Source organism: Cohnella fermenti, from assembly GCF_004801405.1.
Classification (GTDB): domain Bacteria; phylum Bacillota; class Bacilli; order Paenibacillales; family Paenibacillaceae; genus Cohnella; species Cohnella fermenti.
In genome coordinates this window covers 43,639-69,166 of sequence record NZ_SSOB01000014.1, presented here as the reverse complement: position 1 = coordinate 69,166, position 25,528 = coordinate 43,639, and the positions used below count along the sequence as shown (strand labels likewise).

The window sequence follows — 25,528 nt, the reverse complement described above, 5'->3', positions numbered from 1 at the left end:
GTCCCACTATACAACAGGATCGTTAACGCAATATTAAGTCGGAAGTCAGTCCGAAATTCCATTTGCGATTTTATATGTTTTTTCACATTCATTGGCTTGGATTGACGGAGATTTCGGCGCTTTTATGCGGTTTTTAGCATACATACGGCAGCCCAAGCCGGAAATCTCTCCATGTATGTTATTTTTCACATAGAATCGCCCACCCTGTCCGTTATCGACCTGCGCGAATGTGAATTTTCGTATAAATCCCTCGGACATCCGGCCCCTTCACCAACCTGACGCGCGGAATGCAGTTGTTCGTCTGTGGATATTCTCCGCAAGAAGCGGCCGTCCGGGCGAATCGCTTAAGTGTCCACATGTGGATAGTCGGATGAAGACAACTGTCCACAGCGGAATATCGGCGGAAGTCGCTCTCTCTCCCGTTTATCGTCGTCTATCAACACCGTAAGGTGGACAACCGCGGGGAAAATGTGTGTAACAACGTTAACTATTAACGGGGTGCGAGGTCGCGGGGTTCTTGTTCACAGGTGGATAACTCTCGGCCGGAGCCGGAGCCGCTGCGATTGGGATAAGCAGAACTCACAGGGCACAAGAAAGCGGCCCCCGAAGGGGCCGCCGACTGGTCAAACGATCGGTTATTCGACCGTAACCGCCTCAAGATCGACTTCCTCGTCCTCCGGCTCATCCAGAGGAGAGACCACCTTGATGTTGCGGTAACGGGACATTCCGGTGCCGGCCGGAATGAGCTTGCCGATAATGACGTTCTCCTTGAGACCGAGCAGGCGGTCGACCTTGCCCTTGATGGCAGCGTCGGTCAGGACGCGGGTCGTCTCTTGGAAGGATGCTGCGGACAGGAACGAATCCGTCTCGAGCGACGCCTTCGTAATCCCGAGCAGAACCGGACGGGCAACGGCAGGCTCTTGGTCTGCCATGATCGCTTGGCGGTTCGCCGCTTCGTATTCGTGCACGTCGACGAAGGATCCAGGCAGCAGCTTCGTGTCGCCCGGATCGACGATCCGGATCTTGCGAAGCATCTGCTTGATCATAACTTCGACGTGCTTGTCGTTGATTTCTACGCCTTGGTTCCGGTATACGCGCTGTACTTCCTGCAGAATGTAGTTCTGCACGCCGCGTACGCCCTTGATGCGAAGAATCTCCTTCGGGTCGATGGAGCCGTCCGTGAGCTCGTCTCCGGCTTCAATATGCAAGCCTTCATAGACGCGAATACGCGAACCGTACGTGACCGAGTAGACCTTCGTCTCCGCATCGCCTTGCACTTCGATCTCGCGGCGATCCTTGGTCTCGCGAATCTCCTTGACGACGCCGTCGATCTCGGAGATGACCGCTTGCCCCTTCGGGTTGCGGGCCTCGAAGAGCTCCTGGATACGCGGAAGACCTTGCGTGATATCGTCTCCGGCAACGCCGCCGGTGTGGAACGTACGCATCGTCAACTGGGTTCCCGGTTCGCCGATCGATTGGGCGGCGATGATGCCGACCGCTTCGCCGATCTCGACCTTCTTGCCAGTCGCCAGATTGCGTCCGTAACACATCTTGCATACGCCGTGGCGGGCGCGGCAGCTCAGAACCGACCGGATCTGCAGCTTCTTCACATCGGCGGCTACGATCTGCTCGGCCTTGACGGAATCGATCAGATCGTTGCGTCCGACGATGATCTCGCCCGTCTCCGGGTGACGGATCGTCTCGAAGGCGTAACGGCCTTCGATTCTGTCGTACAGGTCCTCGATAATCTCCTTGCCGTCCTCGATCCGGGAGACGAAGATGCCCTTGTCGGTGCCGCAATCTTCTTCGCGAACGATGACGTCTTGCGCGACGTCGACGAGACGACGGGTCAGGTAACCCGAATCCGCGGTACGCAGGGCGGTATCGGCCAGACCTTTACGCGCTCCGTGTGTCGAGATGAAGTACTCGAGAACTGTCAGGCCTTCGCGGAAGTTCGACTTGATCGGGAGCTCGAAGATTCGGCCGGACGGCGTCGCCATCAGACCGCGCATTCCGCCCAGTTGGGTGATCTGCGACTTGTTGCCCCGCGCCTTCGAATCGACCATGAGCATGATGCTGTTGTAGCGATCCATCGACTTCATCAGGACGTCGGTGATCTCGTCCTTCGTCTTCGACCAGATCTCGATGATGCGGTCGTAGCGCTCTTCGTCCGTAATAAGACCGCGACGATACTGGGTCGTGATCAGCTTAACGGAATCGTCCGACTTCTTGAGGATGTCGACCTTCTCCTGTGGAACGATAACGTCCGCCACCGCTACGCTGATCCCCGCGCGGGTCGAGTACGTGAAGCCGAGCTTCTTGATGTCGTCGAGAATGATCGACGTCTGCATCGTATGATACAGGTTGAAGCACTCGCCAATCAGGTGACCGAGGTACTCTTTGCCCACAGCGCCAGGCGTCGGGACGGAGGCCATGATCTCATCGAGATTGGCGCCCTTGTCGTAGATGAAGTACTTCTCCGGCGTTCCCTTGAGCAGATTGTCCTTCGTCGCCTCGTTGATATACGGGAACGTATCCGGGAAGATCTCGTTGAAGATGATCTTGCCGATCGTCGTAATCAACAGAGCGTCCTGTTGCTTATCCGTGAAGCACTTCTTCTTCAGAGCCTTGACCGGAATGATGACGCGCGCATGAAGATGCGCGGCACCGCGCTGGTATGCGGACACGGCTTCGTTCACTTCGGACAGGCGCAGTCCGGAGCCCGGCGCTTCCTTGTTGTCCATTGTCAGGTAATAGCAGCCGAGAACCATATCCTGAGACGGAGTCACGACCGGCTTGCCGTCCTTCGGGTTCAGGATGTTGCCGGCAGCCAGCATCAGCAGGCGGGCTTCCGCTTGCGCTTCGGAGGACAACGGCACGTGAACGGCCATCTGGTCGCCGTCGAAGTCGGCGTTGTACGCCGTACAGACGAGCGGGTGAAGCTTGATGGCGCGGCCTTCGACCAGAATCGGCTCGAACGCCTGGATGCCGAGACGGTGAAGCGTCGGGGCGCGGTTCAGCAGAACCGGATGCTCCTTGATGACATCTTCGAGAACGTCCCATACTTCGGCGCTGACGCGTTCAACCTTGCGCTTCGCGCTCTTGATATTGTGGGCGAGACCCTTCTGAACGAGCTCCTTCATGACGAACGGCTTAAACAGCTCGAGCGCCATCTCCTTCGGAAGCCCGCATTGGTACATCCTGAGGTCCGGACCGACAACGATAACCGAACGGCCGGAGTAGTCGACGCGCTTGCCGAGCAGGTTCTGACGGAAGCGGCCTTGCTTCCCCTTCAGCATGTGGCTGAGGGACTTCAGCGGACGGTTGCCCGGACCCGTTACCGGGCGGCCGCGGCGGCCGTTATCGATCAGAGCGTCCACCGCTTCTTGCAGCATGCGCTTCTCGTTCTGAACGATAATGTCCGGAGCGCCCAGATCGAGCAGACGCTTCAGGCGGTTGTTCCGGTTGATAACGCGACGGTACAGGTCGTTAAGATCGCTTGTCGCGAAGCGGCCGCCGTCGAGCTGCACCATCGGGCGCAGCTCCGGAGGAATAACCGGAAGCACATCAAGGATCATCCAATCCGGCAGGTTGCCGGAGTTGCGGAACGATTCGATAACTTCCAGACGCTTGATCGCGCGGTTGCGGCGTTGGCCCTGGGCCGTGCGCAGCTCCTCCTTGAGCATGTCGAGCTCGCGGTCGAGGTCGATGTCCTGAAGCAGTCGCTTGACCGCTTCGGCGCCCATGCCGGCTTGGAACGCATACCCGTACTTCTCGCGGTAGCTGCGATATTCCTTCTCGGAGAGCAGTTGCTTCTTCTCGAGCGGCGTATCGCCCGGGTCCGTTACGACATAGGAAGCGAAGTAGATAATCTCTTCGAGCGAACGAGGAGACATATCCAGCGCCAGACCCATGCGGCTCGGAATTCCCTTGAAGTACCAGATGTGCGAGACGGGAGCGGCCAACTCGATGTGGCCCATGCGCTCGCGGCGCACCTTGGCGCGAGTAACTTCGACGCCGCAGCGATCACAGACGACGCCCTTGTAGCGGACGCGCTTGTACTTGCCGCAATGACACTCCCAGTCCTTCGTAGGCCCGAAGATCTTCTCGCAGAACAAGCCTTCCTTCTCCGGCTTGAGCGTACGGTAGTTGATCGTCTCCGGCTTCTTGACTTCGCCTCTCGACCACGAACGGATTTTGTCCGGGGAGGCCAAACCTATCTTCATGAACTCAAAATTGTTGACGTCTAACAAGGAGCAAACCCTCCTTCATCGTTGCTGCGGATTTCGGAAACGGGAGCGACAGTACCGAATGACTCGAACGTTATAGCGCGGCGATCGGCGGCGCGCCTTGCGCCGCCCGCTCCCCTGCTATCAGGACTCGGCGCCGATCTCGGAGCCTTCCAGGTTCAGGTTCAGCTTGTCGCCAGTGGCATCATCTTCATCATCGGATTCCTTCATCTCGATCTCCCGCTCGTCTCCGGCAAGAATCTTGACGTCCATTCCGAGACTTTGCAGCTCTTTGATCAAGACCTTGAACGACTCCGGAACACCCGGCTCCGGCACGTTCTCGCCCTTGACGATCGATTCGTACGTCTTGACGCGTCCAACGACATCGTCGGACTTCACCGTCAGGATCTCCTGCAGGGTATAAGCGGCGCCGTAAGCTTCCAGCGCCCACACTTCCATCTCCCCGAAGCGCTGGCCGCCGAACTGAGCCTTGCCGCCCAGAGGCTGCTGCGTAACGAGCGAGTACGGACCGGTGGAACGGGCATGGATCTTGTCGTCGACCATGTGGGCCAGCTTGATCATGTACATGACGCCGACCGTGATCTCGCGCTCGAACTCTTCGCCCGTGCGGCCGTCGTACAGCTTCGTCTTGCCGTTGCGCTGCATGCCGGCTTCTTCCATCGTGTCGAAGACGTCGTTCTCGCGCGCTCCGTCGAATACCGGAGTCGCGGCGCGAATGCCGAGGTACCGGCATGCCATCCCCAAGTGAAGCTCGAGCACCTGGCCGATGTTCATCCGCGAAGGTACGCCCAGCGGGTTCAGAACGACCTGCACCGGCGTTCCGTCCGGCAGGAACGGCATATCTTCTTCCGGCAGAATCCGGGCGACGACACCCTTGTTGCCGTGGCGTCCGGCCATCTTGTCGCCTTCGGAGATCTTCCGCTTCTGGGCGATGTAGACGCGAACGAGTTGGTTAACGCCAGGAGGCAGCTCATCGCCGTTCTCGCGGGTAAACACCTTGACGTCGACGACGATGCCGTCCGTTCCGTGCGGCACGCGCAGGGACGTGTCGCGCACTTCGCGAGCCTTCTCGCCGAAGATCGCGTGTAGCAGGCGTTCCTCCGCCGTCAGCTCGGTAACGCCCTTCGGCGTAACCTTGCCGACGAGAATGTCGCCGGCGCCGATCTCGGCGCCTACGCGGATAATGCCGCGCTCGTCGAGGTTGCGCAGCGCGTCTTCCCCGACGTTCGGGATGTCGCGCGTGATCTCTTCCGGTCCGAGCTTCGTATCGCGGGCTTCGGACTCATATTCTTCGATGTGGATCGACGTATAGACGTCCTCGCGAACAAGCTTCTCGGAGAGAAGGATCGCATCCTCGTAGTTGTAGCCTTCCCAGGTCATGAACGCAACGACGACGTTGCGGCCCAGAGCCAATTCGCCCGTATCGGTCGAAGGACCGTCGGCCAGGATATCGCCCTTCTTGACGATGTCTCCCTTGCGGCTAAGCGGACGCTGATTGATGCATGTGCCTTGGTTCGAGCGCATGAACTTCTGCAGCTTATACTTGATGATGTCGCCCTTGACTTCCTTGCCGTCAATCACTTCCGTACGGCGGAGCCAGATCTCGTTCGCCGTTACGCGTTCGATAATTCCGTCGTATTTGGACACGATACATACTCCGGAATCCTTCGCGGCCTTGTGCTCCATGCCGGTGCCGACGAACGGAGAGTCCGGAACGAGCAGCGGGACCGCCTGACGTTGCATGTTCGATCCCATCAGCGCGCGGTTGGAGTCATCGTTCTCAAGGAACGGAATCATCGCGGTTGCGACCGATACGACCTGCTTCGGCGAGACGTCCATGAAGTCCACTCGGTTGGAAGGCATCGTTACAATGTTATCAGCTTGCTTATTGTAGCGAACGATAACCATATCTTCCGCGAATGTGCTGTCTTCGTTCAGCTCGGCGTTCGCCTGGGCGATGATGTAGTTATCCTCTTCGTCGGCCGTCATGTAGACGACTTCCGTCGTTACCTTGCCGGTCGTGTGATCGATCTTCCGGTAAGGCGCTTCGATGAAGCCGTACTCGTTGATCCGCGCGAACGTGGACAGCGAGTTGATCAGGCCGATGTTCGGACCTTCCGGCGTCTCGATCGGACACATCCGGCCGTAGTGGGACGGATGAACGTCGCGCACTTCCATGCCTGCGCGTTCGCGGGTCAGACCGCCGGGTCCGAGCGCGGACAGACGGCGCTTGTGCGTCAGCTCGGCAAGCGGGTTCGTCTGGTCCATGAACTGCGAGAGCTGCGAGGAACCGAAGAACTCCTTGATCGCCGCGATGACGGGGCGGATGTTGATCAGCGCCTGAGGCGTAATCGCGTTCTGATCCTGGATCGACATGCGCTCGCGAACGACGCGTTCCATCCGGGACAAGCCGATGCGGAACTGGTTCTGCAGCAGCTCGCCGACGGAACGAAGGCGGCGGTTGCCGAGGTGATCGATGTCGTCCGTGCTGCCGATGTCGTGCAGCAGGTTCATAAAGTAGTTGATCGCCGCGATAATGTCCGCAGGCGTAATATGCTTAACGGACTTGTCAATCAGGCCGTTCGAGATGACCTTCACGACCTTGCCGTCCTCGACCGGGGAATACACGCTGATCGTCTGCAGCGGAATGTCTTCCGCCTCGTTGACGCCGCCCGTGACGCGGTACGTCTTGAAGCCGACATTCTTCTCCAGCATCGGCAGAATCTGATCGAGCAGCCTGCGGTCGATCATCTGGCCGGTCTCGGCGATGATCTCGCCCGTCGAAGGGTCGACCAGCGTCTCGGCCAGGCGTTGATTGAACAAGCGATTCTTGATATGAAGCTTCTTGTTGATCTTGTAGCGGCCAACGTTCGCCAGATCGTAGCGCTTCGGATCGAAGAAGCGGGCGATCAAGAGGCTGCGCGCGTTCTCGAGAGTCGGCGGCTCGCCCGGACGAAGGCGCTCGTAAATCTCGATGAGAGCTTTCTCCGTGGAATCCGTGTTGTCCTTCTCGAGCGTATTGCGAATGAACTCGTCGTGTCCGAGCAGATCGAGAATCTCCGCGTCGGAGCCGAAGCCAAGCGAACGAAGCAGAACCGTTACCGGAATCTTGCGTGTCCGGTCGATCCGCACATAGACGATATCCTTGGCGTCCGTCTCGAGCTCAAGCCATGCGCCGCGGTTCGGAATGACCGTCGCGGTGAACGTCTTCTTCCCGTTCTTGTCGATCTTCGTGCTGTAGTAAACGCTCGGAGAGCGAACCAGCTGGCTGACGATGACCCGTTCGGCGCCGTTGATGATGAAGGTGCCGGTCTCGGTCATCAGCGGAAAATCGCCCATGAACACTTCCTGCTCCTTCACCTCGCCCGTCTCCTTATTGAGAAGGCGAACCTTGACGCGAAGCGGAGCCGCGAACGTTACGTCCCGTTCCTTCGATTCATCGACGGAATACTTGGGTTCTCCCAAGCTGTAATCGATAAATTCGAGCACGAGATTGCCCGTGAAGTCCGTAATCGGCGAGATGTCTTGGAAGATCTCGCGCAGACCCTCGTCCAGAAATTTCTGGTACGATTGCTGCTGGATTTCGATCAGGTTGGGAATATCCAACACTTCGTTAATACGGGCGTAGCTGCGCCGCGTTCGGCGGCCATACTGAACAAGATGTCCTGCCAAGTTAACCTCACCCCTTCAGTCTACTTCAACACAAGCGAGAACGAGATCCTCTCTCCAGCAGTAGCAGAGGCAGCCGTTCCGCGGGCGTACGCACTTAAGCAAGCTAAATAGCGGACCCGATGACGGATACGTTCCAATGACCAAGAAAAGCCCTTATGCGCCGTTCGGCAACACAATGGCAATCGTTATCCAGTCATTTGCCCAAAACAAACCCATTATACGCCTAGCGGCTTAAAACTATTCCTTAAATCGCAAAAGGGCTTGACATTTTAGCGAGCTAAAGACAATAAGCCCATCTTAATACTGACATTTTTCAATAGTATCACAATGCGAAAGTAAAGTCAAACCATTTTTGCTCGATAAACCCGGTAGCCCTTGTCTTTGCCGATCTCCTCGACCTGGTCCTCGCCGAATGTATCCTCCAGCTTGGCTCTGGCCGACGGAGCCCCCTGCTTATTCTGAATGACGATCCACAGAGAGCCTCCCGGGTTCAGATGCTCCTTGGCTTCCGTCAGAATTCGATGAACAACGACTTTGCCCGCGCGAATCGGCGGATTGGACAGAATGGCATCGAACCTCCGCCCCTCTACCGAACCATAAATATCGCTCTGCATGGCACTGACGTTCCCGATCCCGTTCCGCTTCGCGTTCTCGAGCGCGAGCGCAACCGCCCGCTCGTTGATATCCAGCATCGTGACATGTCCTCGCGGCGCAAGGCGGGCAGCGGCAAGGCCGATCGGGCCGTAGCCGCAGCCCAGATCGAGCACGTCCGCATCTTCCGCGAACGTCATCCGATCGATGAGCGTCCGGCTTCCGTAGTCCACCCCGTCCCGCGAGAACACGCCGGCATCGGAGGTGAGCTGCAGCTTGAAGCCCCTAAGCTCGACGGCAATCGACTTCCGGTCGTTCGCCGTCTGCGGCTTCTGCGTATAATAATGCTCGCTCATTCGTACCCCTCCTCGTCTCAAGAACAAACCTCATCTCAAGAACAAACCCCTCGAAGATCGGAATCTTCAAGGGGTTCGATTCTTATTCGAAGGTTAAGCGAATTACTTAACTTCGACCTTGGCGCCAGCTTCTTCAAGCTTAGCCTTGACAGCTTCAGCTTCTTCCTTGGCAACCTTTTCCTTGATCGGCTTCGGAGCGTTGTCGACAACGTCCTTAGCTTCCTTCAGGCCGAGGCCCGTGATTTCGCGAACAACCTTGATAACGTTGATCTTGGAAGCGCCAGCTTCAAGAAGGACAACGTCGAATTCCGTTTGCTCGGCAACTTCAGCAGCAGCGCCGCCAGCGACAACTGCAACCGGTGCAGCAGCCGTTACGCCGAATTCTTCTTCGATTGCCTTAACGAGATCGTTAAGTTCCAGAACGCTCATGCCCTTGATGGCTTCGAGGATTTGCTCTTTGCTCATGGAAATAGAACCTCCAATAAATTTGATTTTTGGGTGAAGCACTTCGGTGAAGCTCTTCGGTGGAGCTAGTCATGCGTTGTTGGTTGTTGCGCCTGTGACGGCGATGGAGCTATGCGCACGACTTACGCGCTTGCTTCGTTCTTCTCCGCGACCGCCTTGACTGCGAGCGCGAAGTTGCGGATCGGAGCTTGAAGGACGCTGAGCAACATGGACAGCAAGCCTTCGCGGGAAGGCAGGTCGGCCAGTGCCTTGACTTGCGCAGCATCGACGTAACGACCTTCGACAACGCCGCCCTTCAGCTTCAGAGCGTCGTTCTTCTTCGAGAAGTCGTTCAGGATCTTCGCAGCGGCGACGGCATCCGTCTTGCTGAACGCAACTGCCGTAGGACCCGTCAGGACGGCATCCAGATCGGACAGCTCGACGCTTGCAGCAGCGCGGCTTACCAGGGAGTTCTTCAGAACTTGGAACTCGATGCCGGCTTCGCGAAGTTGCTTGCGCAGCTCGGTCACTTGAGCGACGTTCAGTCCGCGGTAGTCGGCCACAACGGTGCTTGCGCTCTCGCGCAGCTTCGTTGCGATCTCGGTCACTTCCTGTTGCTTCGCTTCGATGATTTTCGCATTTGCCATTTCGTACACCTCCTGGTTCTTGATTCAACCGTATCGGAATCGCGCAGAATCGGCGGGACATCGGCGAGGCATAAATAATGCCTCCGCAGATTCTACGGAGGCATGACGTGTTCGATCTAGTCATCCGCTTCGCGAAGAAGCGGCTTAAGATTCTATACACACACCTCGGTAGGAGATTAAGCCTTGCGGCACCTACGGTCTACGGTATCGATATTCAACTTTGACAGATTAACACGATCGTTCAAAGCTTGTCAATCGGCAGATTGTGCCTGCAACCGATTAACGGTAAGATGCAGCGTTCAGACGAGCGCCCGGTCCCATCGTCGAAGAGATCGCGATGTTCTTCAGGTATACGCCCTTGGCAGCCGCCGGCTTGGCGCGGTTCAATGCGTCGATCAGAGCCTTCAGGTTCTCGTTGAGCTTCTCAGCGTCGAACGATACCTTGCCGATCGGAGCATGAATTTGTCCAGCCTTGTCCAGACGGTATTCGATCTTACCGGCCTTGATCTCTTGAACAGCCTTGGTAACGTCAGTCGTTACCGTACCGGCCTTCGGGTTAGGCATGAGGCCCTTACCGCCGAGAATACGACCGAGCTTACCCACTTCGCTCATCATGTCCGGAGTCGCGACGCAGACGTCGAACTCGAACCAGCCTTGTTGGATCTTGTTGATGAGGTCCGTATCGCCGACGTAGTCCGCTCCGGCAGCTTCAGCTTCCTTCAGCTTCTCGCCCTTCGCGAATACGAGGACTCGTTTCGTTTTGCCTGTGCCGTGAGGCAAGACAACAACGCCACGAACGTTTTGGTCTTGCTTTCTCGGGTCAACGCCGAGACGCACCGCAACTTCGACGGATTCGTCGAACTTGGCGGAAGCGGCCTTCTTCACAAGCTCGATCGCTTCAAGCGACTCGTAAGTCGCGTCGCGGTCGATCAGCTTGGCGGCTTCAGCATACTTCTTGCCGTGTTTAGCCATGTTGTTCTCCTCCTTTGTGGTTTTAACGGATGTGTCCTCCCACATGTCCCGCGCGGCGAAGCGCAGGGCACCCGGTTACGGCATTCGATCCGCCCGGAATTAGTCTTCGACGACAACGCCCATGGAACGGGCGGTACCTTCGATCATACGCATTGCGGCTTCGACGGAAGCAGCGTTCAGGTCGACAAGCTTCTGCTCGGCGATCTCGCGTACCTTCGCACGTTTAACCGTAGCGACTTTCTTCTTGTTCGGTTCGCCGGAGCCCTTCGGGATACCGGCAGCTACGCGCAGCAATACTGCCGCAGGCGGAGTCTTCGTCTCGAACGTGAAGGAACGATCCTCGAACACCGTGATGACGACCGGAATGATCAGGCCGGCTTGATCGGCGGTACGAGCATTGAATTCCTTACAGAAAGCCATGATGTTAACACCCGCTTGACCCAGTGCAGGACCGATTGGCGGCGCCGGATTCGCTTTACCGGCAGGGACTTGCAGTTTCACCAGTTTGATGACTTTCTTTGCCATGTTGCACACCTCCTTGCCCCATAATGCGGTTAGACGGAGCCGTTAGCTCCTCCCGCTCTTGCCTAGAAACCGGATAAAATTATATCTTCTCCACTTGCGTGTAATCCAACTCAAGCGGGGTTTCCCTGCCGAACATGTTCACGTGCACCTTAAGCTTGCTCTTGTCGTGCAGGATCTCTTCAACCGATCCGACGAAGTTGGCGAAAGGCCCAACCTTCACGCGAACGTTCTCCTTGATCTCGAAGTCGATAACCGGCTTAGGCTCTTCCATGCCCATATGACGCAGAATTTGTTCTACTTCTTCGGGCAGGAGAGGCGTCGGCTTCGATCCCGATCCCGTGGAGCCCACGAACCCGGTAACGCCGGGCGTGTTGCGCACCACATACCAAGAATCGTCCGTCTGGATCATCTCAACGAGAACGTAGCCGGGATACACCTTGCGCATCACCGTCTTCTTCTTGCCGTCCTTGTTGACAATCTCCTCTTCCATTGGCACGAGCACGCGGAAAATCTTATCCTGCATGCCCATCGACTCCACACGTTTCTCCAGGTTGGTCTTCACCTTGTTCTCATACCCGGAGTACGTGTGAACAACATACCATCTTTTCTCCATCGAAGTCACCTTTGGTTCCTGTGTCAAATGACTAGATCGACGAGCTGAGAGATGCCGATGTCCAGTGCCCAGAAGTAGACGGCGATCAGCAGCACGGTGACGATAACGACAACCGTATAGCTGATCAATTCCTTGCGCTTCGGCCACTTGACCTTCTTAAGCTCGCTCCAGCTGTCGCCGAAGAAGGCAAAAAAGGACCCAAAGCTCTGTTTCATTTTGGCCAGGAAAGTCACGTCCAAACCTCCTACGACTTACCGAGTTTCGCGATGAGGAAGTTGCGAATTGCAGAACTTGCAGAACTTCTTCAGCTCAATGCGATCGGAGTGCGTCCGTTTGTTCTTGCTCGTCGTGTAGTTGCGTTGCTTGCATTGCGTGCAAGCGAGCGTAATAATAACCCGCATGTGTTCCACCTCCCGGGCTTGCCAACTTCATAAACATATTGAATCCAAGCGCAAACACCATCTCGCCGTTGCACGACAACGAGACCTGGCGTTTCGCCCAAGATTCAGGGCCTGTGCATAAAACTCCACCTTAAGGTTACTAAAATAATTTATCACAGGGGCTATACCGATGTCAACGAAAAGTCAAATGGGAGCTTAAGGAACCTCAAGACCGTCTTCTGGCGACAGAGCTATTCCCATTGTTTCTACAACAATTGGAAAATATAAGTCTCGCGCAACAAAAAAAGCAGCCCTCGTCGGAAACTGCTTCGTCCTTGATTCGGTTGGATGGTCTTCGCGCTTCGGAGCGGCTGCCCGGCCCGGGCGGTCAAAGCCCGATGTCCCGCACCTCGAGATACCTCTCCAGCTTGCGCTTGACCCGCTGCAGCGCATTGTCGATCGACTTGACGTGACGGTCCAGGTCGACGGCAATCTCCTGATAGGAACGCCCGTCCAGATAGAGCATCAGCACCCGGCGCTCCAGGTCGCTCAGAATCTCGGACATCTTGTCCTCGAGGCCGAAGAACTCCTCCTGGTTGATGATCATCTCTTCGGGATCGCATACGCGCGAGCCGCAGATGACGTCCAGCAGCGTCCGGTCGGAATCTTCGTCATAGATCGGCTTGTCCAAGGAGACGTACGAGTTAAGAGGAATGTGCTTCTGGCGGGTGGCGGTCTTGATTGCGGTAATGATCTGGCGGGTGACGCACAGCTCGGCGAACGCCTTGAAGGAAGCGAGCTTGTCGCCCTTGAAGTCGCGAATCGACTTGTAGAGGCCGATCATCCCTTCCTGAACGATGTCCTCGCGCTCCGCGCCGATGAGAAAATAGGAACGGGCCTTCGCCCGGACGAAATTGCGATACTTGTTGATCAGGTATTCGAGAGCGTTGGAATCGCCCAGACGGACGGCTTCCACGATGTCCTCGTCGGTCTTGAAGTCGTATTCGTGTGCTATTAGATCATTCACGTCGACGCTCACGAATCATCCCTCCGACCTTCCAGGTCTCGATCAGGCTTCAGCAGGCTTGCGTTGCCGCCTCTCGGAAACTTCCAAACTACTAACAATATACTTGAAGATTCCAATAGCGTCAACCGATGCGACCTTATTTGACGCGCATTCCAAGCATTCGACAATGGCAGAAATGTCACTCGCTCCCATCCTCTTCCTCCGGAAGCGACTGTCCTCTCCTCAGACGCTCCATCCGAAGCTGGATATCCGGCTTCAGAATTCCCCCGAGCGGATTGCGCTTCGGGGGCGGTTCCTTGCGCAGAGTCCGCTCGATCTCCCGCTTCCCGTCCTCGATCGCAAGCTTCAGCTCGCGCGCGGACAGACGGAGCGCCCCTCTGCCGAAGGCGACCCTCTGCTCCGTCTGATCGGACGTCGCCACGTAGAGGTTGCGCGACACCGACGCCATCTCGCCGACCAAGCGCTCGATGCACTCGTCCGCCGTCTCCTTCTCCCGCGTGTACACGACCTGGAGACGATTCTGCTTGAATTCGGCGCCGAGCCCCGGCACCCGGAAGGCGTCGAACACGACGTACACCGAGAGGCCGGCGTAGCTCTGGTAATTCGCGAGCAGGTCGAGCAGCCGGTCTCTCGCATCCTCCAGCTTGTCCGCCTTCAGCCTCTCGAGCTCGGGCCAGGCGCCGATCATGTTGTAGCCGTCGACGATCAGAACGTCTTCACGGCGAAGCATGTCCATCTCCCTTGGCGGCAGGCGTCCCCGCGGCTGCCGTCTTCTCCGCTCGAGCCCGGCGCTGGCGCACCGTCTCGTAGAGGATGACGCCCGCGGCGACGGAGGCGTTCAGCGAGTTGACGTGGCCGAACATCGGCAGCGAGACGAGGAAGTCGCACTTCTCGCGGATCAGCCGCGAGATGCCCTTGCCTTCGCTTCCTATCACGATCGCGATCGGGCCGCTCAGGTCGGCCTTGTAGACGTCCTGCGTCGCCGCAGCATCCGCTCCGGCCACCCAGACGCCTTCCTCCTTGAGCTTGTCGATCGTCTGGGCAAGATTCGACACCCTCGCGACGGGCACGTATTCGACCGCTCCCGCGGACGTCTTCGCGACGACGGCGGTGAGGCTGGCGCTGCGCCGCTTCGGCACGATGACGCCGTGCGCCCCCGTGCAGTCCGCCGAGCGCAGGATCGACCCCAGGTTGTGCGGGTCCTCGACCTCGTCGAGCAGGATCAGGAAGGGCGCTTCGCCCCGCTCCTTCGCGAGCGCGAGCAGATCCTCCACTTCCGCATAGACGGCGGAAGCCGCCTGCGCGACGACCCCCTGATGCTGCAGCCCCGGCACGAGCGAATCCAGCTTCTTCTTGTCGGCGAACTGAACGACGACGCCCCGCGTCTTCGCTTCGTCCAGAATCGGCTGAACAAGGCTCTTCTGCGCCTGGTTGGACAGCCAGATCTTATTCAGCGCCCGGCCCGCCTTCAGCGCCTCCAGCACGGGATGCTTGCCGGCCAGGTAGCTCTCGTCGCTTGCCGCTTCTTCCTCGATCGCGCTATCGGTCTCGCGAACCCCTCTGCCGCGTTCGGACGGCCTTCTCGAATCGCCTGACGAAGGGCGGGGCTTATAACGATTGTTCATATCGATCTTCCTCTCCTCACTCGTTCGTCCGGTCTTCTTCGAACGCCAGACCGATCAATTGCTCGAGCCTGTCCCGCTCGCCGCGATAATACAGGTAGCCGACGAGGCACTCGAGCCCCGTCGCCAGCCGATAGGCCGCCGGATCGGCATTCTTCGGCGGCTGGCCCGACTTCGTGTTCCGGCCGCGCCGGGCGACGTCCGCCTCTTCCTCCGTCAGCAGCGGCTGCCACTTCTCGAGCAGCCGCGCCTGGGCGGCCGCGGATACGCGGCTCGACGCCGCCTTGTGGAGCTGCTGCGGCTTGCGGATCGCCGCTTCGAGAATAAGCCGCTGCCGAACATACACCTCGAACACCGCGTCCCCGATGTACGCGAGCACGATCGGCGGCAGCAGATGCACCGGCACGTCGCCGGGAACGACCGGCGCGATGACCGCCTCCGGCAGTCTCTTCTCCGGCAATCCCGGCGCCTGTCCGCCTGCCGTTCCGCCTGCCGTTCTGCTTGCCGTTCTGCCTGCCGTTCCGCTCGCGCTTCTCTCCGTTTCCGCCTTCGGCTCCGCGTTTCCGCCCTCGACTCGCTTCGACTCCGTCATGCGCGCCGCCACCGAATCCCTTGCGGAGTGTCCTCCAGCAGGATCCCCTTCTCCGCGAGCAGATCGCGAATCTCGTCGGCCCGCTTGAAGTTCCGGCTCTTCCGCGCGTCCGCGCGCTCGGCGATCAGGCGATCCACTTCCTCGTCCAGCAGATCCGCCCCTTCATCTTCCGGCAGCAGCAGGCCGAGCACGCGATCCAGCTCCTCCGCCGTCTTCAGCAGAAGACCGAGCGTCGCAGCGTCCGCGACGTCGCGCTGCAGATAAGCGTTCGTCTCCGAGACGAGCTGGAACCACGCCGTCACCGCGTCGGCCGTGTTGAAGTCGTCGTCCATCTTCGCCCGGAACTCGGCCATCAGCTCCGCGAGCCGCGCTTCCACCTCGGCGTCCGGCCCTTCCGGCAGCTCGTCGTGCACGCCGGCGAGGCGATGCTTCAGGTTGCTCGCGCTCGTCGCCAGCCGCGCGACGCTGTTCTCCGCCTGACGGACGATCTCCTCGCTGAAGTTCAGCGGGCTGCGGTAATGCGTCGTCAGCATGATGTAGCGGATCGCCTGCGCGCTCGTGCGCTTCAGCAGCTCGCGCGGATTGATTCCGTTGCCGAGCGACTTGGACATCTTCTCGTTGTTGATGTTAACGAAGCCGTTGTGCATCCAGTAGCGCGCCAGCGGCTTGCCGGTCAGCGCCTCGGACTGCGCGATCTCGCACTCGTGGTGCGGGAACTGCAGATCGTGGCCGCCGCCGTGAATGTCCAGCGTATCGCCCGCGAACGTGCGCGCCATCGCCGAGCATTCGATGTGCCAGCCCGGACGTCCGTCGCCCCAAGGGCTCGGCCAGAAGATTTCGCCCGGCTTCGCGCCCTTCCAGAGCACGAAGTCCTGCGGGTTCTCCTTGCGCTCGTCGACCTCGACGCGGATGCCGTATTGCAGCTCGTCGAGGTTCTTGTGGGAGAGCTTGCCGTATTCCGGGAACCTGGACGTGCGATAGTACACATCCCCGCCGCTCTCATACGCATAGCCTTTGTCCACAAGCTCTTCGATAAACGCGACGATCTCCGGAATATTCTCGGTGACTCGCGGATTGATCGTGGCCGGCCTCGCGCCGAGCCCTTCGCGATCCTCGTTGAAGCCCGCGATATACTTCTCGGCGAGCTCCGGAACGGTGAGGCCTAGCTCGTTCGCGCGCCGGATCATCTTGTCGTCCACATCCGTGAAGTTGACGACATAGTTTACCTCGTAGCCGGAGAATTCCAGATAGCGGCGCACGACGTCGAAGAAGATAACCGGCCGGGAGTTGCCGATATGAATGTAATCGTAGACGGTTGGCCCGCACACGTACATGTTGACATGGCCCGGCGTCAGCGGAACGAATATCTCCTTCTCCCGAGTCAGGCTGTTGTAGATCTTCAAGGTCACAATTCGACTCTCCTTTACGATTCTTGGGAGGCGGCGCCGATCTTAGCCGGCTCCGTCTCCTCTTCTTTATTCCTCTCGGCCCTCAACAGTTCGACCTCCGACTTCAGCGCGTGCAGCTCCTTCTGCATGTAGTCGATCTCCGTCTGCATGAAGCGGAACGTCTCGATGACCGGATCGGGCAGATTCTTGTGATCGAGACGGTCCCCGACGCGTTCCCCGTTGCGCTTCACGACCCTGCCGGGAATGCCGACAACCGTGCTGTCGGCGGGCACCGGCCGAAGCACGACCGAATTCGCCCCGATGTTCGAATTGTCTCCCACCGTGAACGAGCCCAGCACCTTCGCGCCCGATGCGATAACGACGCGATTGCCGATCGTCGGGTGGCGCTTGCCCTTCTCCTTGCCGGTTCCGCCGAGCGTCACTCCTTGGTAGATGACGACCTCGTCGCCGATCTCGCACGTCTCCCCGATGACGACGCCCATCCCGTGGTCGATGAACAGCTTCCGGCCGATCCGGGCGCCGGGGTGAATCTCGATTCCCGTCATGAAGCGGCTGACCTGCGAGATGATCCGGGCGACCGTAAACCACCGATGGCGGTAAAAAAAGTGAGCGACGCGATGAGCCCAGATGGCGTGCAGACCCGAGTACGTGAAGATGACCTCGAACTTGCTGCGCGCCGCCGGGTCGTTCTCGAATACCGCTTCGATATCCGAGCGAATGTTCCTCCATGCTCCCATATCGTTACCTCCTTGCTTCCATTCGAGCGGACGCCGCGGCCGGAGATAGATGATAAATAAAAAAAACGCCTCCGCAGCATCTCGCTGCAGAGGCGTCGATCGTGACGCGGTCCCACTCTGCTTGAACAGCCTCGCTCGCGCGGTCCCGCCGGCGGCGGCCATCCAACTCATTCGCCCGATAACGAGGGCCGGACGGCATCGCCTACCCGCTGCGCGCGTGCGCTTGCTCGGCGATGCGGCTCCCAGGCGCACTTCGGTTCCCACGGACGAGGCTGCTCTCAGCAATCGCAGCCCTCTCTGTACATCCGAGGCGGGAACGTACTCTACCTGTTCGACGCGGATTCCGGTATGAAGCTTGATATCGCCAGTATAGCCGAACCCCTGCCGATCGACAAGGGCACCATAATCCCATCCGAATACTCTGATATCATCGTTTCCGCCCGCTTTTCCGCCGTCAGGCCAGTTCCCCCGCGGCGGCGGCCTTCAGGCGCTTCAGCACCCGCTCGTAGCCGAGCAGCCAGATGCTGCCGTTCAGGTCCGGACCGTGCGTCTGTCCCGTCAGCGCGACGCGGATCGGCATGAACAGCGACTTGCCCTTCGCGCCGGTCTCCTTCTGAACGGCCTTGATCGCAGCCTTGATGTTCTCTTCGGCGAAGCCCGCTTCGCCCGCCGCCTCGAGCTGGCCTGCGAACGCGGACAGCACCGCAGGCACGGTCTCCTCGGCAAGCACGGCGCGGCCTTCGTCCTCCAGAACGACCTCCTCGCGGAAGAACAGCTCCGCCAGCGGTACGATCTCCGCACCGTAGCGCAGATGATCCCGGTACAGCGTCACGAGGGCGGTCGCCCAGGCCAGCTCCCGCTCGTTCGGCTCGGCGGCCAAGCGGCCGGCTTGCTTCAAGTGCGGCAGGCACAGCTCCGCCAGAGCTTCGACCCCCAGCCCCTTCAGATAATGCTGGTTGATCCAGTTCAGCTTGACCGTGTCGAACACCGCCGGGCTCTTGGACAGACGGCTCGCGTCGAAGATCTCGATCAGCCGCTCGCGGGTGAAGATCTCCTCCTCGCCCTCCGGCGACCAGCCGAGCAGCGTAATGAAGTTGAACAGCGCCTCGGACGAATACCCGAGCTTGTCGTACTGCTCGATGAACTGGATGATCGACTCGTCGCGCTTGGACAGCTTCTTGCGGCTCTCGTTCACGATCAGCGTCATATGGCCGAAGACCGGCGGCTCCCAGCCGTGCGCTTCGTATACCATCAACTGGCGGGGCGTGTTCGTAATATGATCTTCGCCGCGCAGCACGTGGGTGATCTCCATCAGGTGATCGTCCAGCGCAACCGCGTAATTGTACGTCGGAATGCCGTCCTTCTTCACGATGACGAAGTCGCCGAACTCGTCCGATTGGAACGAGATCTCGCCCTTCACCATATCGTCGAAGGAATACGTCTTGCCTTCCGGAACATGGAAGCGAACGCTCGCGACGCGGCCTTCCGCTTCCAGACGGGCGCGATCGGCATCGCTTAAGCCGCGGCACTTGCCGGAGTAGCGCGGCGTCTCGCCGCGGGCGGATTGCTCCTCGCGCTCCTTCTCCAGCTCCTCTTCGGTGCAGTAGCAGCGGTACGCGAGTCCCTTGTCGATCAGGTCCTGCCAGTAGCCGCGGTAGATGTCGAGCCGTTCGGTCTGGCGATAAGGCCCGTGCGCCCCGACCTTGTCCACGCTCTCGTCCCAATCGACGCCGAGCCACTTCAGGTACTTGAGCTGGCTCTCCTCGCCGCCGGCGACGTTGCGCTTCACATCGGTGTCTTCGATCCGTATGATGAACTCCCCGCCGTGATGACGGGCGAACAAGTAGTTGAAAATCGCGGTTCGAGCATTGCCGATATGCAGATGGCCCGTCGGGCTCGGCGCATATCTTACTCTTACTTTGTCGGACATGACGGAACTTCCCCCTTATATGGATGCTTGTATGGCAATATTATTGCTCTGCCTGGACAAGGCAAACAATCGCCTGCGCGGCGATCCCTTCCCCGCGCCCCGTGAAGCCGAGCTTCTCGGACGTCGTCGCCTTCACGTTGACCTGCGACGGCTCCGCCCCGAGCGAACGGGCGATGACGTCGACCATCGCCGGAATGTGCGGCGCCATCTTCGGCGCCTGGGCGATAATCGTCGCGTCCGCGTTGCCGAGCTTGTAGCCGCGGTCCGTCGCAAGCTTCCACACGTGCTCGAGCAGCTTCACGCTGTCCGCGTCCTTGAACGCCGGGTCCGTATCCGGGAAGTGCTTCCCGATGTCCCCGAGCGCCAGCGCCCCGAGCACCGCGTCGGCGACCGCATGCAGCAGCACGTCCGCATCGGAATGGCCGAGCAGCCCCTTCTCATACGGAATTTTGACGCCTCCGATGATGCAGTCGCGGCCTTCCGTCAGTTGATGCACGTCGAACCCTTGTCCCACTCTGATCATATTAGTTCTTAATCCTCCCGCCGACGACTTGCCAGGAACAGCTCCGCTACGGGAAGATCCTCCGGCGTCGTGATTTTAAGATTGCGATAATCCCCTTGAACGATAGCCACCTTGCGGCCCAGCAGCTCCATCAGCATCGTGTCGTCCGTCGCCGACTTCCCCGCTTCCTTCGCAAGCCGATGCGCCCGCATCAGGTCCGCGCGAAGGAACGCCTGCGGCGTCTGCACCGACCACAGCGTGCTGCGGTCCGGCGTCTGCGTCATGAAGCCCTTCTCGCCTTCGATCTTGATCGTGTCCTTGACCGGAACGGCCAGCGCGGCCGCGCCGTGCCGCTCGGCCTCCCGGCAGCACGCTTCGATCTGCTCCGGCGCGACAAGCGGCCGCGCCGCATCGTGCACGAGCGCGCCCTCCGTTCCGAGCGCCGCAAGACCCGCGTACACGCTGTCCTGCCGCTCGGCGCCGCCCGGCACGATCGCGCTCACCTTGCTTGCGCCCAGCTCGCGCAGAACGGTCTCCGCCCGGGCTTCCTCGCCCGGCGCCGTCACGAGCACGATGCGGCTCACGGCGGCGCAGCGCTCGAACGCCTCGATCGTATGGGCGAGCACCGGCCGATCCCCGAGCGGGAGGTAGACCTTGTTGTCCGCGGCGGCCATTCTCTTTCCCCGGCCGGCCGCGACGATCACCGCTCCCCATTCCATGCTGCGCACCCACTCCCCTAGACATAAGAAAAACGGGCGGGACACCCGAGAGCGCGTCCCGCCCGTTTTTCTTATATCATACTCGTTCAAAGCGCTTTTTCCAATAGCTTCGGCTTCGCGAAGATCATCCGGCCGGCGGACGTCTGCAGCACGCTCGTTACAAGCACCTCCATCGTCGTCCCGATGAAGTCCCTTCCTCCCTCGACCACAATCATCGTCCCGTCGTCCAGATAGGCGACCCCCTGGCCGTGCTCCTTGCCGTCCTTGATGACCTGGACGACGATCTCCTCGCCCGGCAGCACGACCGGCTTGACCGCGTTCGCGAGATCGTTGATGTTCAGCACCGACACGCCCTGCAGCTCGCACACCTTGTTCAGGTTGAAGTCGTTCGTCACGACCTTGCCGCGCATCGCCTTCGCCAGCTTGACCAGCTTGCTGTCCACCTCGCCCGGCTCGTCATTGCCGTCCTCGTAGATAAGCACGCGCACGTCCAGCTCCTTCTGAATCTTGTTCAGAATGTCCAGCCCGCGGCGGCCGCGGTTGCGCTTGAGCAGGTCGGACGAATCCGCGATGTGCTGCAGCTCCTCAAGCACGAATTCCGGAATGACAAGCGTCCCTTCGATAAATCCGGTCTTGCAGATATCGGCGATTCGGCCGTCGATAATGACGCTTGTGTCCAGAATCTTGTGCTCCTCGAAGCGGGGCTGCTCCTCGTCCTGCGGCTGTCCCGCCTTCCGGGCTTGCAGCAGCGATGCCAACTCGTCCTTCTTGCGCGTCCCGACGCGGACGCCCGCGTAGCCGAGCAGGAGCGCGAGCAGCGCCGACGCTATAGCGCCGATCCGGGGAAGCTCTCCCAAGTACGGATATAATAGAGCCGCGAGCCCAAGTCCCGCTCCTCCTCCGAGCAGCCCCGAAGCCAGCGCGGCCGCCGGCATGGCGGACAGCTTCTCGATCGCCGCTTCGATCGCCCGCTGGATCGGGCCCGCCAGCGCCGACGCGGCGAACAGGCCGACCATCGCGCCGATCGCGGCTCCGAGGTAGCCGCCGCTAGAGACGGAGGACGCTCCCATGAGCGGATTCATCCATTCCGACCCGCTCGGCATGCGGGCGGAGAACACGCTTTGTCCCATCATCGCTCCAAGCAGCACGCCCGCCGCCTGGATGATGCGCTTCATCATCATAATAATCACTCCTTGATTTTTCCGATCCGGACCCGGAGCGAACGAACGGACTCCGTCCACCCGGTTATCTACTAGTATGTTCCAATTTTCGGCCGCCTAATCGATCCCTGGGCCCCCGGTTCGCAAACTTTCTTGCGCGGAAAATGAGTTTTTCTTCTTTTGCTATGCCGAACGCCTTGCACTATAATAGTGCTTAGCAAAGCAAAATCACGGTAACCGAGGTGGAACGGATGAGCGCACGCACGCTGCAGGATTTCCAGCAGCAGGTCTCGGAACTGTTGCTCCGTCACCGCAGTCTGCTGGATGTCGTCACCAAGTTCGGGCAAGCCAACGCTTCAGTGAACCGAGCCGTATCCAAGGCCATTACGGAATGCGGCTGCATCGAGCTCAATGCCCGGCACCAAGGCTTCTCGGAGGATCTTCCGCTCGATGAGGCGATGCGGCAATCGAAGTCGCACATGGCCGGAGAGCTGTGCGAGAATTGCAAGGATGCCATCTCCACGGAGCTCGGCAAGAACATGTTCTATATGTCCGCGCTCGGCAATCTCCTCGACATCAGCCTCGAAGAGGTCGTCGCCAAGGAGTCCGACAAGTGCTCCACCCTCGGGCTGTTCAACATGACCTGACGCTCCCGCGTCGGGCCGCCCGCAGCAAGACGGCAAGGACCGTCAGGGGGATCTCGCTCTGGCGGTTCCCCGTAACGCGATTCGCCCCCTGGTTCGATGTCTTTTGCGATTTTATATGATTTTTCACATTCGTCGGCTGGATTGAGCGGGAATGTGGGCTTTTTATGCGATTTATAGCATACGTTCAGCAGCTTGAACCGGAATTTTCTCCATGTATGCTATTTTCCGCATAGAATCGCCCAACCTGCCCGTTATCGAGCGGCACGAATGTGAAATTCCACATAAACTCCCGGATTGTGACGGCAGGGGCGGCAGCGATCGCGGCTTCGTCGGCTTTAACCGTGTTCCACAAGGAAGACCGCCCCAAGCCTCACGGCTTCGGGCGGTCTTCTCGTCTTCGCTAGTATCTTCGCTAATCGCTCTGCCTAAACATTCGCATGGCCGTTCCGCTCTCCGCGCGGTGTACCGTTACGCCCTCCGGCGCCTTCAGGTACGTTCCTTCCTTGCCGTGCTCCAGAACGAATTGGCCCGCAGCCGTCCGGAACGACAGATGCAGCTCCTCAAGGCCGGCCGGAATTCGCGGCTGGAAGATCGCCTCCGTCCAACCGGGCTTCGCCGGCCGTATGCCTGCGATATGCTCAATCAGCAACGGAATTGGAGCGCTGGCCCAAGGGTGGCATAAGCTTGTGTTCCACTTCGCGTCCTTCGACCAGGCTTCGAAGCAGGTCGTCGCCCCCTCCTTCACCATCGTGCTCCAGGAATTGGTGTCGTCGGAGACGATCAGTTCGTACAGCAGGTCGTGCGCCCCCGCCTTCGCAAGCGACTGCAGAACGAAATACGCCATGTAGACGCCGCAGCTCAGCCGCTTGCGACGAATAAAGTCCACGATCGACCGCTCGTCCTCCCCTTCGTCCGCAAGACCGAACAGCAGCGACAGCGCATTGGCATGCAGAGACGGATGATCGGAGCCTGCCGCGTCGACGAACAAGCGCCGGGCCGGATCGTAGAACTGCGCGCGGAACGACTCGCGGCGGCGCGCTTGCTCCAGCCTGAGCTGCGAATCCCCATTCCCATTCCCATTCCCATCTACGCCATCCACGCCATCCACGCCATCCACGCCCAACAGCTCCCGAATTTGCAGCACAGCGCTCCAGGCTCCGTAATAGAAGGCGTTCAACACATTGTGGCAACCTTCCCCGATCGGCTGGGTCAGCGCGAAGTCGTAGTCGTCCCTCATCCCGATCGGCCAGTCCACCAAATTCCACTTGTCCGTTACCCGCTCCAGCAGCCCGTCCGCTCTCTCGAACCGGGCGAAGTGACGCACAATCCCTTCCGCCGCCGGAAGCAGCTCGCACAGCAGGGCGGCATCTCCGCTCTGGCGGTAATATTGCAGCAGTTGCAAGGGCCACTGCAGCGAGAAATCGGCAATCTCCTGCATATGATGTCCCGGCGCAACCGCCGTGAAGCCCGCGCATACCTTGCGGGAATAATGCCGGAAGTCGAGCAAGGATTTGCGGAACAGCCGCAGATCCCCCGATACATAGACATGGGCGTGCGCAATGATCGTATTGTCGCCCAAGTATTGCCCCTTCTCCCGGCTCGGGCAATCCACATAGTTCTCCTGAGCTCCCCAGCGCACGCCGTTGCTGCATATCGACCAGATCCGGTTCAGCAGGTCATTGGAGGAACGGAACCGGCTCGCTTGTTCATCCAGCGGATAATGCCTTGCGACGGCATGAATGCTGTCGATATCGATGGCCACGGACGGCGGCGCAAGCAATTCGGCATAACGGAACGCCTTGTAGTCGTAGAAGTCGGGTTCGTCCACCGCACCCGATAACGTCCAGAGCTCCCGATAATCGCAATTGCAGCGCATCCGGAAGCGAACGCGCCGAAGCTCCGACTCTTGCCCCGACTCCGACTCTCGCTCAGGCTCAAGCAGTTCCTCGCCGCAGCGGATCTCGACCACGTCCCCCGCTCGCCCGCGCGCTTGCAACTGCAGTTGGCCGGTCAGCTCCTGCCCGAAGTCCAGCCAGAGACCTCCTTCCGGCAACCGAACAATGCGCTGCGGACGAATGGAATACACGGCCACCGGAGGCGTCGGCTGGGCGATCAGCGTATAATCATGGCTCGCGAGCGCGAGGCACGGCCGCCAGCCGGCAAGCGAAGCTTCCTTCTCCCGCCAGTCGGCCTGCTTCCTCCTGCTGTCGATCGCCTCGAGGAACTGAGTGTTGTAGCCGATAATGCCTCCGTTGCCGTATTCCTCCGCGATACGATACAGCCAAGTCTCATCGGTATAAACCGCAAGCCGGCCGCCAACTTCCAATTCCGCGATCATGCCCTGCCGGTAATCGCCGCTGTTGTACGCGCGGCAGACAAGCCCCTGATAATAGAGATGAACGGCAATCGCATTCGTCCCCGGCATCAAGTAGGGAGCCGCATCATAACGATTGTAATAATAATGATCGCAGTTGCCCTGCGCCGGGCCCTGGCCGACGAAGCGCCCGTTAATATATAGCTTGTAATAATCGTCGGCCGTAATCGTCAGCCATGCCTCCTCGCCCGCCCGGTCCAGATCGAACGATTTGCGGACAAGCATATGAACGTTCGTCAGCTCTTCCTCGTGCCGATACGCCCCTTCTCCTTCCAGCTCCTTATGGAACAGATCGAGCTTGGGCTTGCCCGCGAATCGTTCATCCGTAATCCATAACGCCGTCCACCGCTTGTCCACGC

At 59.4% G+C, this 25,528-nt stretch carries 22 protein-coding genes and 1 other annotated feature; of the genes, 1 reads left to right on the top strand and 21 read right to left on the bottom strand.

Features of this window, described 5'->3' with window-relative positions:
- Nucleotides 1-635: 635 nt before the first annotated feature.
- The 20 genes from rpoC to E6C55_RS12720 all read right to left on the bottom strand — a co-directional run bounded on the left by rpoC (nucleotide 636) and on the right by E6C55_RS12720 (nucleotide 22,166).
- Nucleotides 636-4,253, bottom strand: coding sequence for a DNA-directed RNA polymerase subunit beta' (gene rpoC / locus E6C55_RS12815; protein ID WP_136370198.1), 3,618 nt, complete (start codon nucleotides 4,251-4,253; stop codon nucleotides 636-638).
- Nucleotides 4,254-4,373: 120 nt separating this feature from the next.
- On the bottom strand, nucleotides 4,374-7,922 hold the full coding sequence (rpoB, locus tag E6C55_RS12810) for a DNA-directed RNA polymerase subunit beta (protein WP_136370197.1): 3,549 nt from the start codon (nucleotides 7,920-7,922) through the stop codon (nucleotides 4,374-4,376).
- A 341-nt stretch (nucleotides 7,923-8,263) separates the two neighbouring features.
- Nucleotides 8,264-8,869 carry a class I SAM-dependent methyltransferase gene (locus tag E6C55_RS12805; protein WP_136370196.1) on the bottom strand — a complete coding sequence of 202 codons (606 nt, stop codon included), beginning with the start codon at nucleotides 8,867-8,869 and terminating at the stop codon, nucleotides 8,264-8,266.
- Nucleotides 8,870-8,971: 102 nt separating this feature from the next.
- A complete protein-coding gene (gene rplL, locus E6C55_RS12800) occupies nucleotides 8,972-9,334 on the bottom strand; it encodes a 50S ribosomal protein L7/L12 (protein ID WP_136370195.1) in 363 nt (120 codons plus the stop codon).
- A 122-nt stretch (nucleotides 9,335-9,456) separates the two neighbouring features.
- Nucleotides 9,457-9,960, bottom strand: coding sequence for a 50S ribosomal protein L10 (rplJ, locus tag E6C55_RS12795; protein WP_136370194.1), 504 nt, complete (start codon nucleotides 9,958-9,960; stop codon nucleotides 9,457-9,459).
- A 64-nt stretch (nucleotides 9,961-10,024) separates the two neighbouring features.
- Nucleotides 10,025-10,183, bottom strand: a sequence feature (ribosomal protein L10 leader region).
- Between the two features lie 56 nt (nucleotides 10,184-10,239).
- The gene (rplA, locus tag E6C55_RS12790) at nucleotides 10,240-10,932 is read right to left on the bottom strand and encodes a 50S ribosomal protein L1 (RefSeq protein WP_136370193.1); all 693 of its coding nucleotides are present in this window, start codon (nucleotides 10,930-10,932) and stop codon (nucleotides 10,240-10,242) included.
- Between the two features lie 99 nt (nucleotides 10,933-11,031).
- Complete coding sequence (gene rplK / locus E6C55_RS12785; protein WP_136370192.1) at nucleotides 11,032-11,457, bottom strand: 50S ribosomal protein L11; 426 nt, start codon at nucleotides 11,455-11,457, stop codon at nucleotides 11,032-11,034.
- A 79-nt stretch (nucleotides 11,458-11,536) separates the two neighbouring features.
- A complete protein-coding gene (gene nusG, locus E6C55_RS12780; RefSeq protein WP_136370191.1) occupies nucleotides 11,537-12,070 on the bottom strand; it encodes a transcription termination/antitermination protein NusG in 534 nt (177 codons plus the stop codon).
- A 23-nt stretch (nucleotides 12,071-12,093) separates the two neighbouring features.
- On the bottom strand, nucleotides 12,094-12,303 hold the full coding sequence (gene secE, locus E6C55_RS12775; RefSeq protein ID WP_136370190.1) for a preprotein translocase subunit SecE: 210 nt from the start codon (nucleotides 12,301-12,303) through the stop codon (nucleotides 12,094-12,096).
- Between the two features lie 18 nt (nucleotides 12,304-12,321).
- Entirely contained in the window at nucleotides 12,322-12,471 is a 150-nt protein-coding gene (rpmG, locus tag E6C55_RS12770; RefSeq protein WP_136370189.1) for a 50S ribosomal protein L33, read from the bottom strand.
- Between the two features lie 367 nt (nucleotides 12,472-12,838).
- Nucleotides 12,839-13,489 (bottom strand): RNA polymerase sporulation sigma factor SigH, encoded by a 651-nt coding sequence (gene sigH, locus E6C55_RS12765; protein ID WP_136370188.1) that lies wholly within the window; start codon nucleotides 13,487-13,489, stop codon nucleotides 12,839-12,841.
- A 166-nt stretch (nucleotides 13,490-13,655) separates the two neighbouring features.
- Entirely contained in the window at nucleotides 13,656-14,207 is a 552-nt protein-coding gene (locus E6C55_RS12760; protein ID WP_136370187.1) for an NYN domain-containing protein, read from the bottom strand.
- The gene (rlmB, locus tag E6C55_RS12755; RefSeq protein WP_211093573.1) at nucleotides 14,194-15,102 is read right to left on the bottom strand and encodes a 23S rRNA (guanosine(2251)-2'-O)-methyltransferase RlmB; all 909 of its coding nucleotides are present in this window, start codon (nucleotides 15,100-15,102) and stop codon (nucleotides 14,194-14,196) included. The genes E6C55_RS12760 and rlmB overlap by 14 nt, the downstream gene beginning before the upstream one ends.
- Nucleotides 15,103-15,118: 16 nt before the next feature.
- On the bottom strand, nucleotides 15,119-15,691 hold the full coding sequence (locus tag E6C55_RS12750; protein WP_136370186.1) for a Mini-ribonuclease 3: 573 nt from the start codon (nucleotides 15,689-15,691) through the stop codon (nucleotides 15,119-15,121).
- A complete protein-coding gene (cysS, locus tag E6C55_RS12745; RefSeq protein WP_136370185.1) occupies nucleotides 15,688-17,100 on the bottom strand; it encodes a cysteine--tRNA ligase in 1,413 nt (470 codons plus the stop codon). The genes E6C55_RS12750 and cysS overlap by 4 nt, the downstream gene beginning before the upstream one ends.
- Nucleotides 17,101-17,114: 14 nt before the next feature.
- Nucleotides 17,115-17,837 (bottom strand): serine O-acetyltransferase, encoded by a 723-nt coding sequence (gene cysE / locus E6C55_RS12740; RefSeq protein WP_136370184.1) that lies wholly within the window; start codon nucleotides 17,835-17,837, stop codon nucleotides 17,115-17,117.
- 454 nt (nucleotides 17,838-18,291) lie between these two features.
- Nucleotides 18,292-19,767, bottom strand: a complete 1,476-nt coding sequence (gene gltX, locus E6C55_RS12735) for a glutamate--tRNA ligase (RefSeq protein ID WP_136370183.1) — start codon at nucleotides 19,765-19,767, stop codon at nucleotides 18,292-18,294.
- Between the two features lie 40 nt (nucleotides 19,768-19,807).
- A complete protein-coding gene (ispF, locus tag E6C55_RS12730; protein ID WP_136370182.1) occupies nucleotides 19,808-20,290 on the bottom strand; it encodes a 2-C-methyl-D-erythritol 2,4-cyclodiphosphate synthase in 483 nt (160 codons plus the stop codon).
- An 8-nt stretch (nucleotides 20,291-20,298) separates the two neighbouring features.
- Nucleotides 20,299-20,988 (bottom strand): 2-C-methyl-D-erythritol 4-phosphate cytidylyltransferase, encoded by a 690-nt coding sequence (gene ispD, locus E6C55_RS12725; protein ID WP_136370181.1) that lies wholly within the window; start codon nucleotides 20,986-20,988, stop codon nucleotides 20,299-20,301.
- Nucleotides 20,989-21,074: 86 nt separating this feature from the next.
- On the bottom strand, nucleotides 21,075-22,166 hold the full coding sequence (locus tag E6C55_RS12720; protein ID WP_136370283.1) for a PIN/TRAM domain-containing protein: 1,092 nt from the start codon (nucleotides 22,164-22,166) through the stop codon (nucleotides 21,075-21,077).
- Nucleotides 22,167-22,399: 233 nt separating this feature from the next.
- On the opposite strand from E6C55_RS12720, the gene E6C55_RS12715 reads away from it, so the two are divergent.
- The gene (locus E6C55_RS12715) at nucleotides 22,400-22,795 is read left to right on the top strand and encodes a nucleoside triphosphate pyrophosphohydrolase family protein (RefSeq protein WP_136370180.1); all 396 of its coding nucleotides are present in this window, start codon (nucleotides 22,400-22,402) and stop codon (nucleotides 22,793-22,795) included.
- A gap of 412 nt (nucleotides 22,796-23,207) precedes the next feature.
- Here E6C55_RS12715 and E6C55_RS12710 read toward each other — a convergent pair whose 3' ends face one another.
- Nucleotides 23,208-25,526 carry a family 78 glycoside hydrolase catalytic domain gene (locus E6C55_RS12710; protein WP_136370179.1) on the bottom strand — a complete coding sequence of 773 codons (2,319 nt, stop codon included), beginning with the start codon at nucleotides 25,524-25,526 and terminating at the stop codon, nucleotides 23,208-23,210.
- Nucleotides 25,527-25,528: the final 2 nt, after the last annotated feature.

What these genes read in the sequence shown, in the direction of transcription:
- ispD (WP_136370181.1), bottom strand. Translation starts at nt 20,988, where the DNA reads ATGGAATGGGGAGCGGTGATCGTCGCGGCCGGCCGGGGAAAGAGAATG.
- ispF (WP_136370182.1), bottom strand. Translation starts at nt 20,290, where the DNA reads ATGATCAGAGTGGGACAAGGGTTCGACGTGCATCAACTGACGGAAGGC.
- E6C55_RS12760 (WP_136370187.1), bottom strand. Translation starts at nt 14,207, where the DNA reads ATGCTTCGCCGTGAAGACGTTCTGATCGTCGACGGCTACAACATGATC.
- nusG (WP_136370191.1), bottom strand. Translation starts at nt 12,070, where the DNA reads ATGGAGAAAAGATGGTATGTTGTTCACACGTACTCCGGGTATGAGAAC.
- E6C55_RS12720 (WP_136370283.1), bottom strand. Translation starts at nt 22,166, where the DNA reads ATGATGAAGCGCATCATCCAGGCGGCGGGCGTGCTGCTTGGAGCGATG.
- rlmB (WP_211093573.1), bottom strand. Translation starts at nt 15,102, where the DNA reads ATGAACAATCGTTATAAGCCCCGCCCTTCGTCAGGCGATTCGAGAAGG.
- rplK (WP_136370192.1), bottom strand. Translation starts at nt 11,457, where the DNA reads ATGGCAAAGAAAGTCATCAAACTGGTGAAACTGCAAGTCCCTGCCGGT.
- cysE (WP_136370184.1), bottom strand. Translation starts at nt 17,837, where the DNA reads ATGGGAGCATGGAGGAACATTCGCTCGGATATCGAAGCGGTATTCGAG.
- E6C55_RS12750 (WP_136370186.1), bottom strand. Translation starts at nt 15,691, where the DNA reads ATGACGGAGTCGAAGCGAGTCGAGGGCGGAAACGCGGAGCCGAAGGCG.
- rpmG (WP_136370189.1), bottom strand. Translation starts at nt 12,471, where the DNA reads ATGCGGGTTATTATTACGCTCGCTTGCACGCAATGCAAGCAACGCAAC.
- rplJ (WP_136370194.1), bottom strand. Translation starts at nt 9,960, where the DNA reads ATGGCAAATGCGAAAATCATCGAAGCGAAGCAACAGGAAGTGACCGAG.
- rplL (WP_136370195.1), bottom strand. Translation starts at nt 9,334, where the DNA reads ATGAGCAAAGAGCAAATCCTCGAAGCCATCAAGGGCATGAGCGTTCTG.
- E6C55_RS12715 (WP_136370180.1), top strand. Translation starts at nt 22,400, where the DNA reads ATGAGCGCACGCACGCTGCAGGATTTCCAGCAGCAGGTCTCGGAACTG.
- rplA (WP_136370193.1), bottom strand. Translation starts at nt 10,932, where the DNA reads ATGGCTAAACACGGCAAGAAGTATGCTGAAGCCGCCAAGCTGATCGAC.
- E6C55_RS12805 (WP_136370196.1), bottom strand. Translation starts at nt 8,869, where the DNA reads ATGAGCGAGCATTATTATACGCAGAAGCCGCAGACGGCGAACGACCGG.
- gltX (WP_136370183.1), bottom strand. Translation starts at nt 19,767, where the DNA reads ATGTCCGACAAAGTAAGAGTAAGATATGCGCCGAGCCCGACGGGCCAT.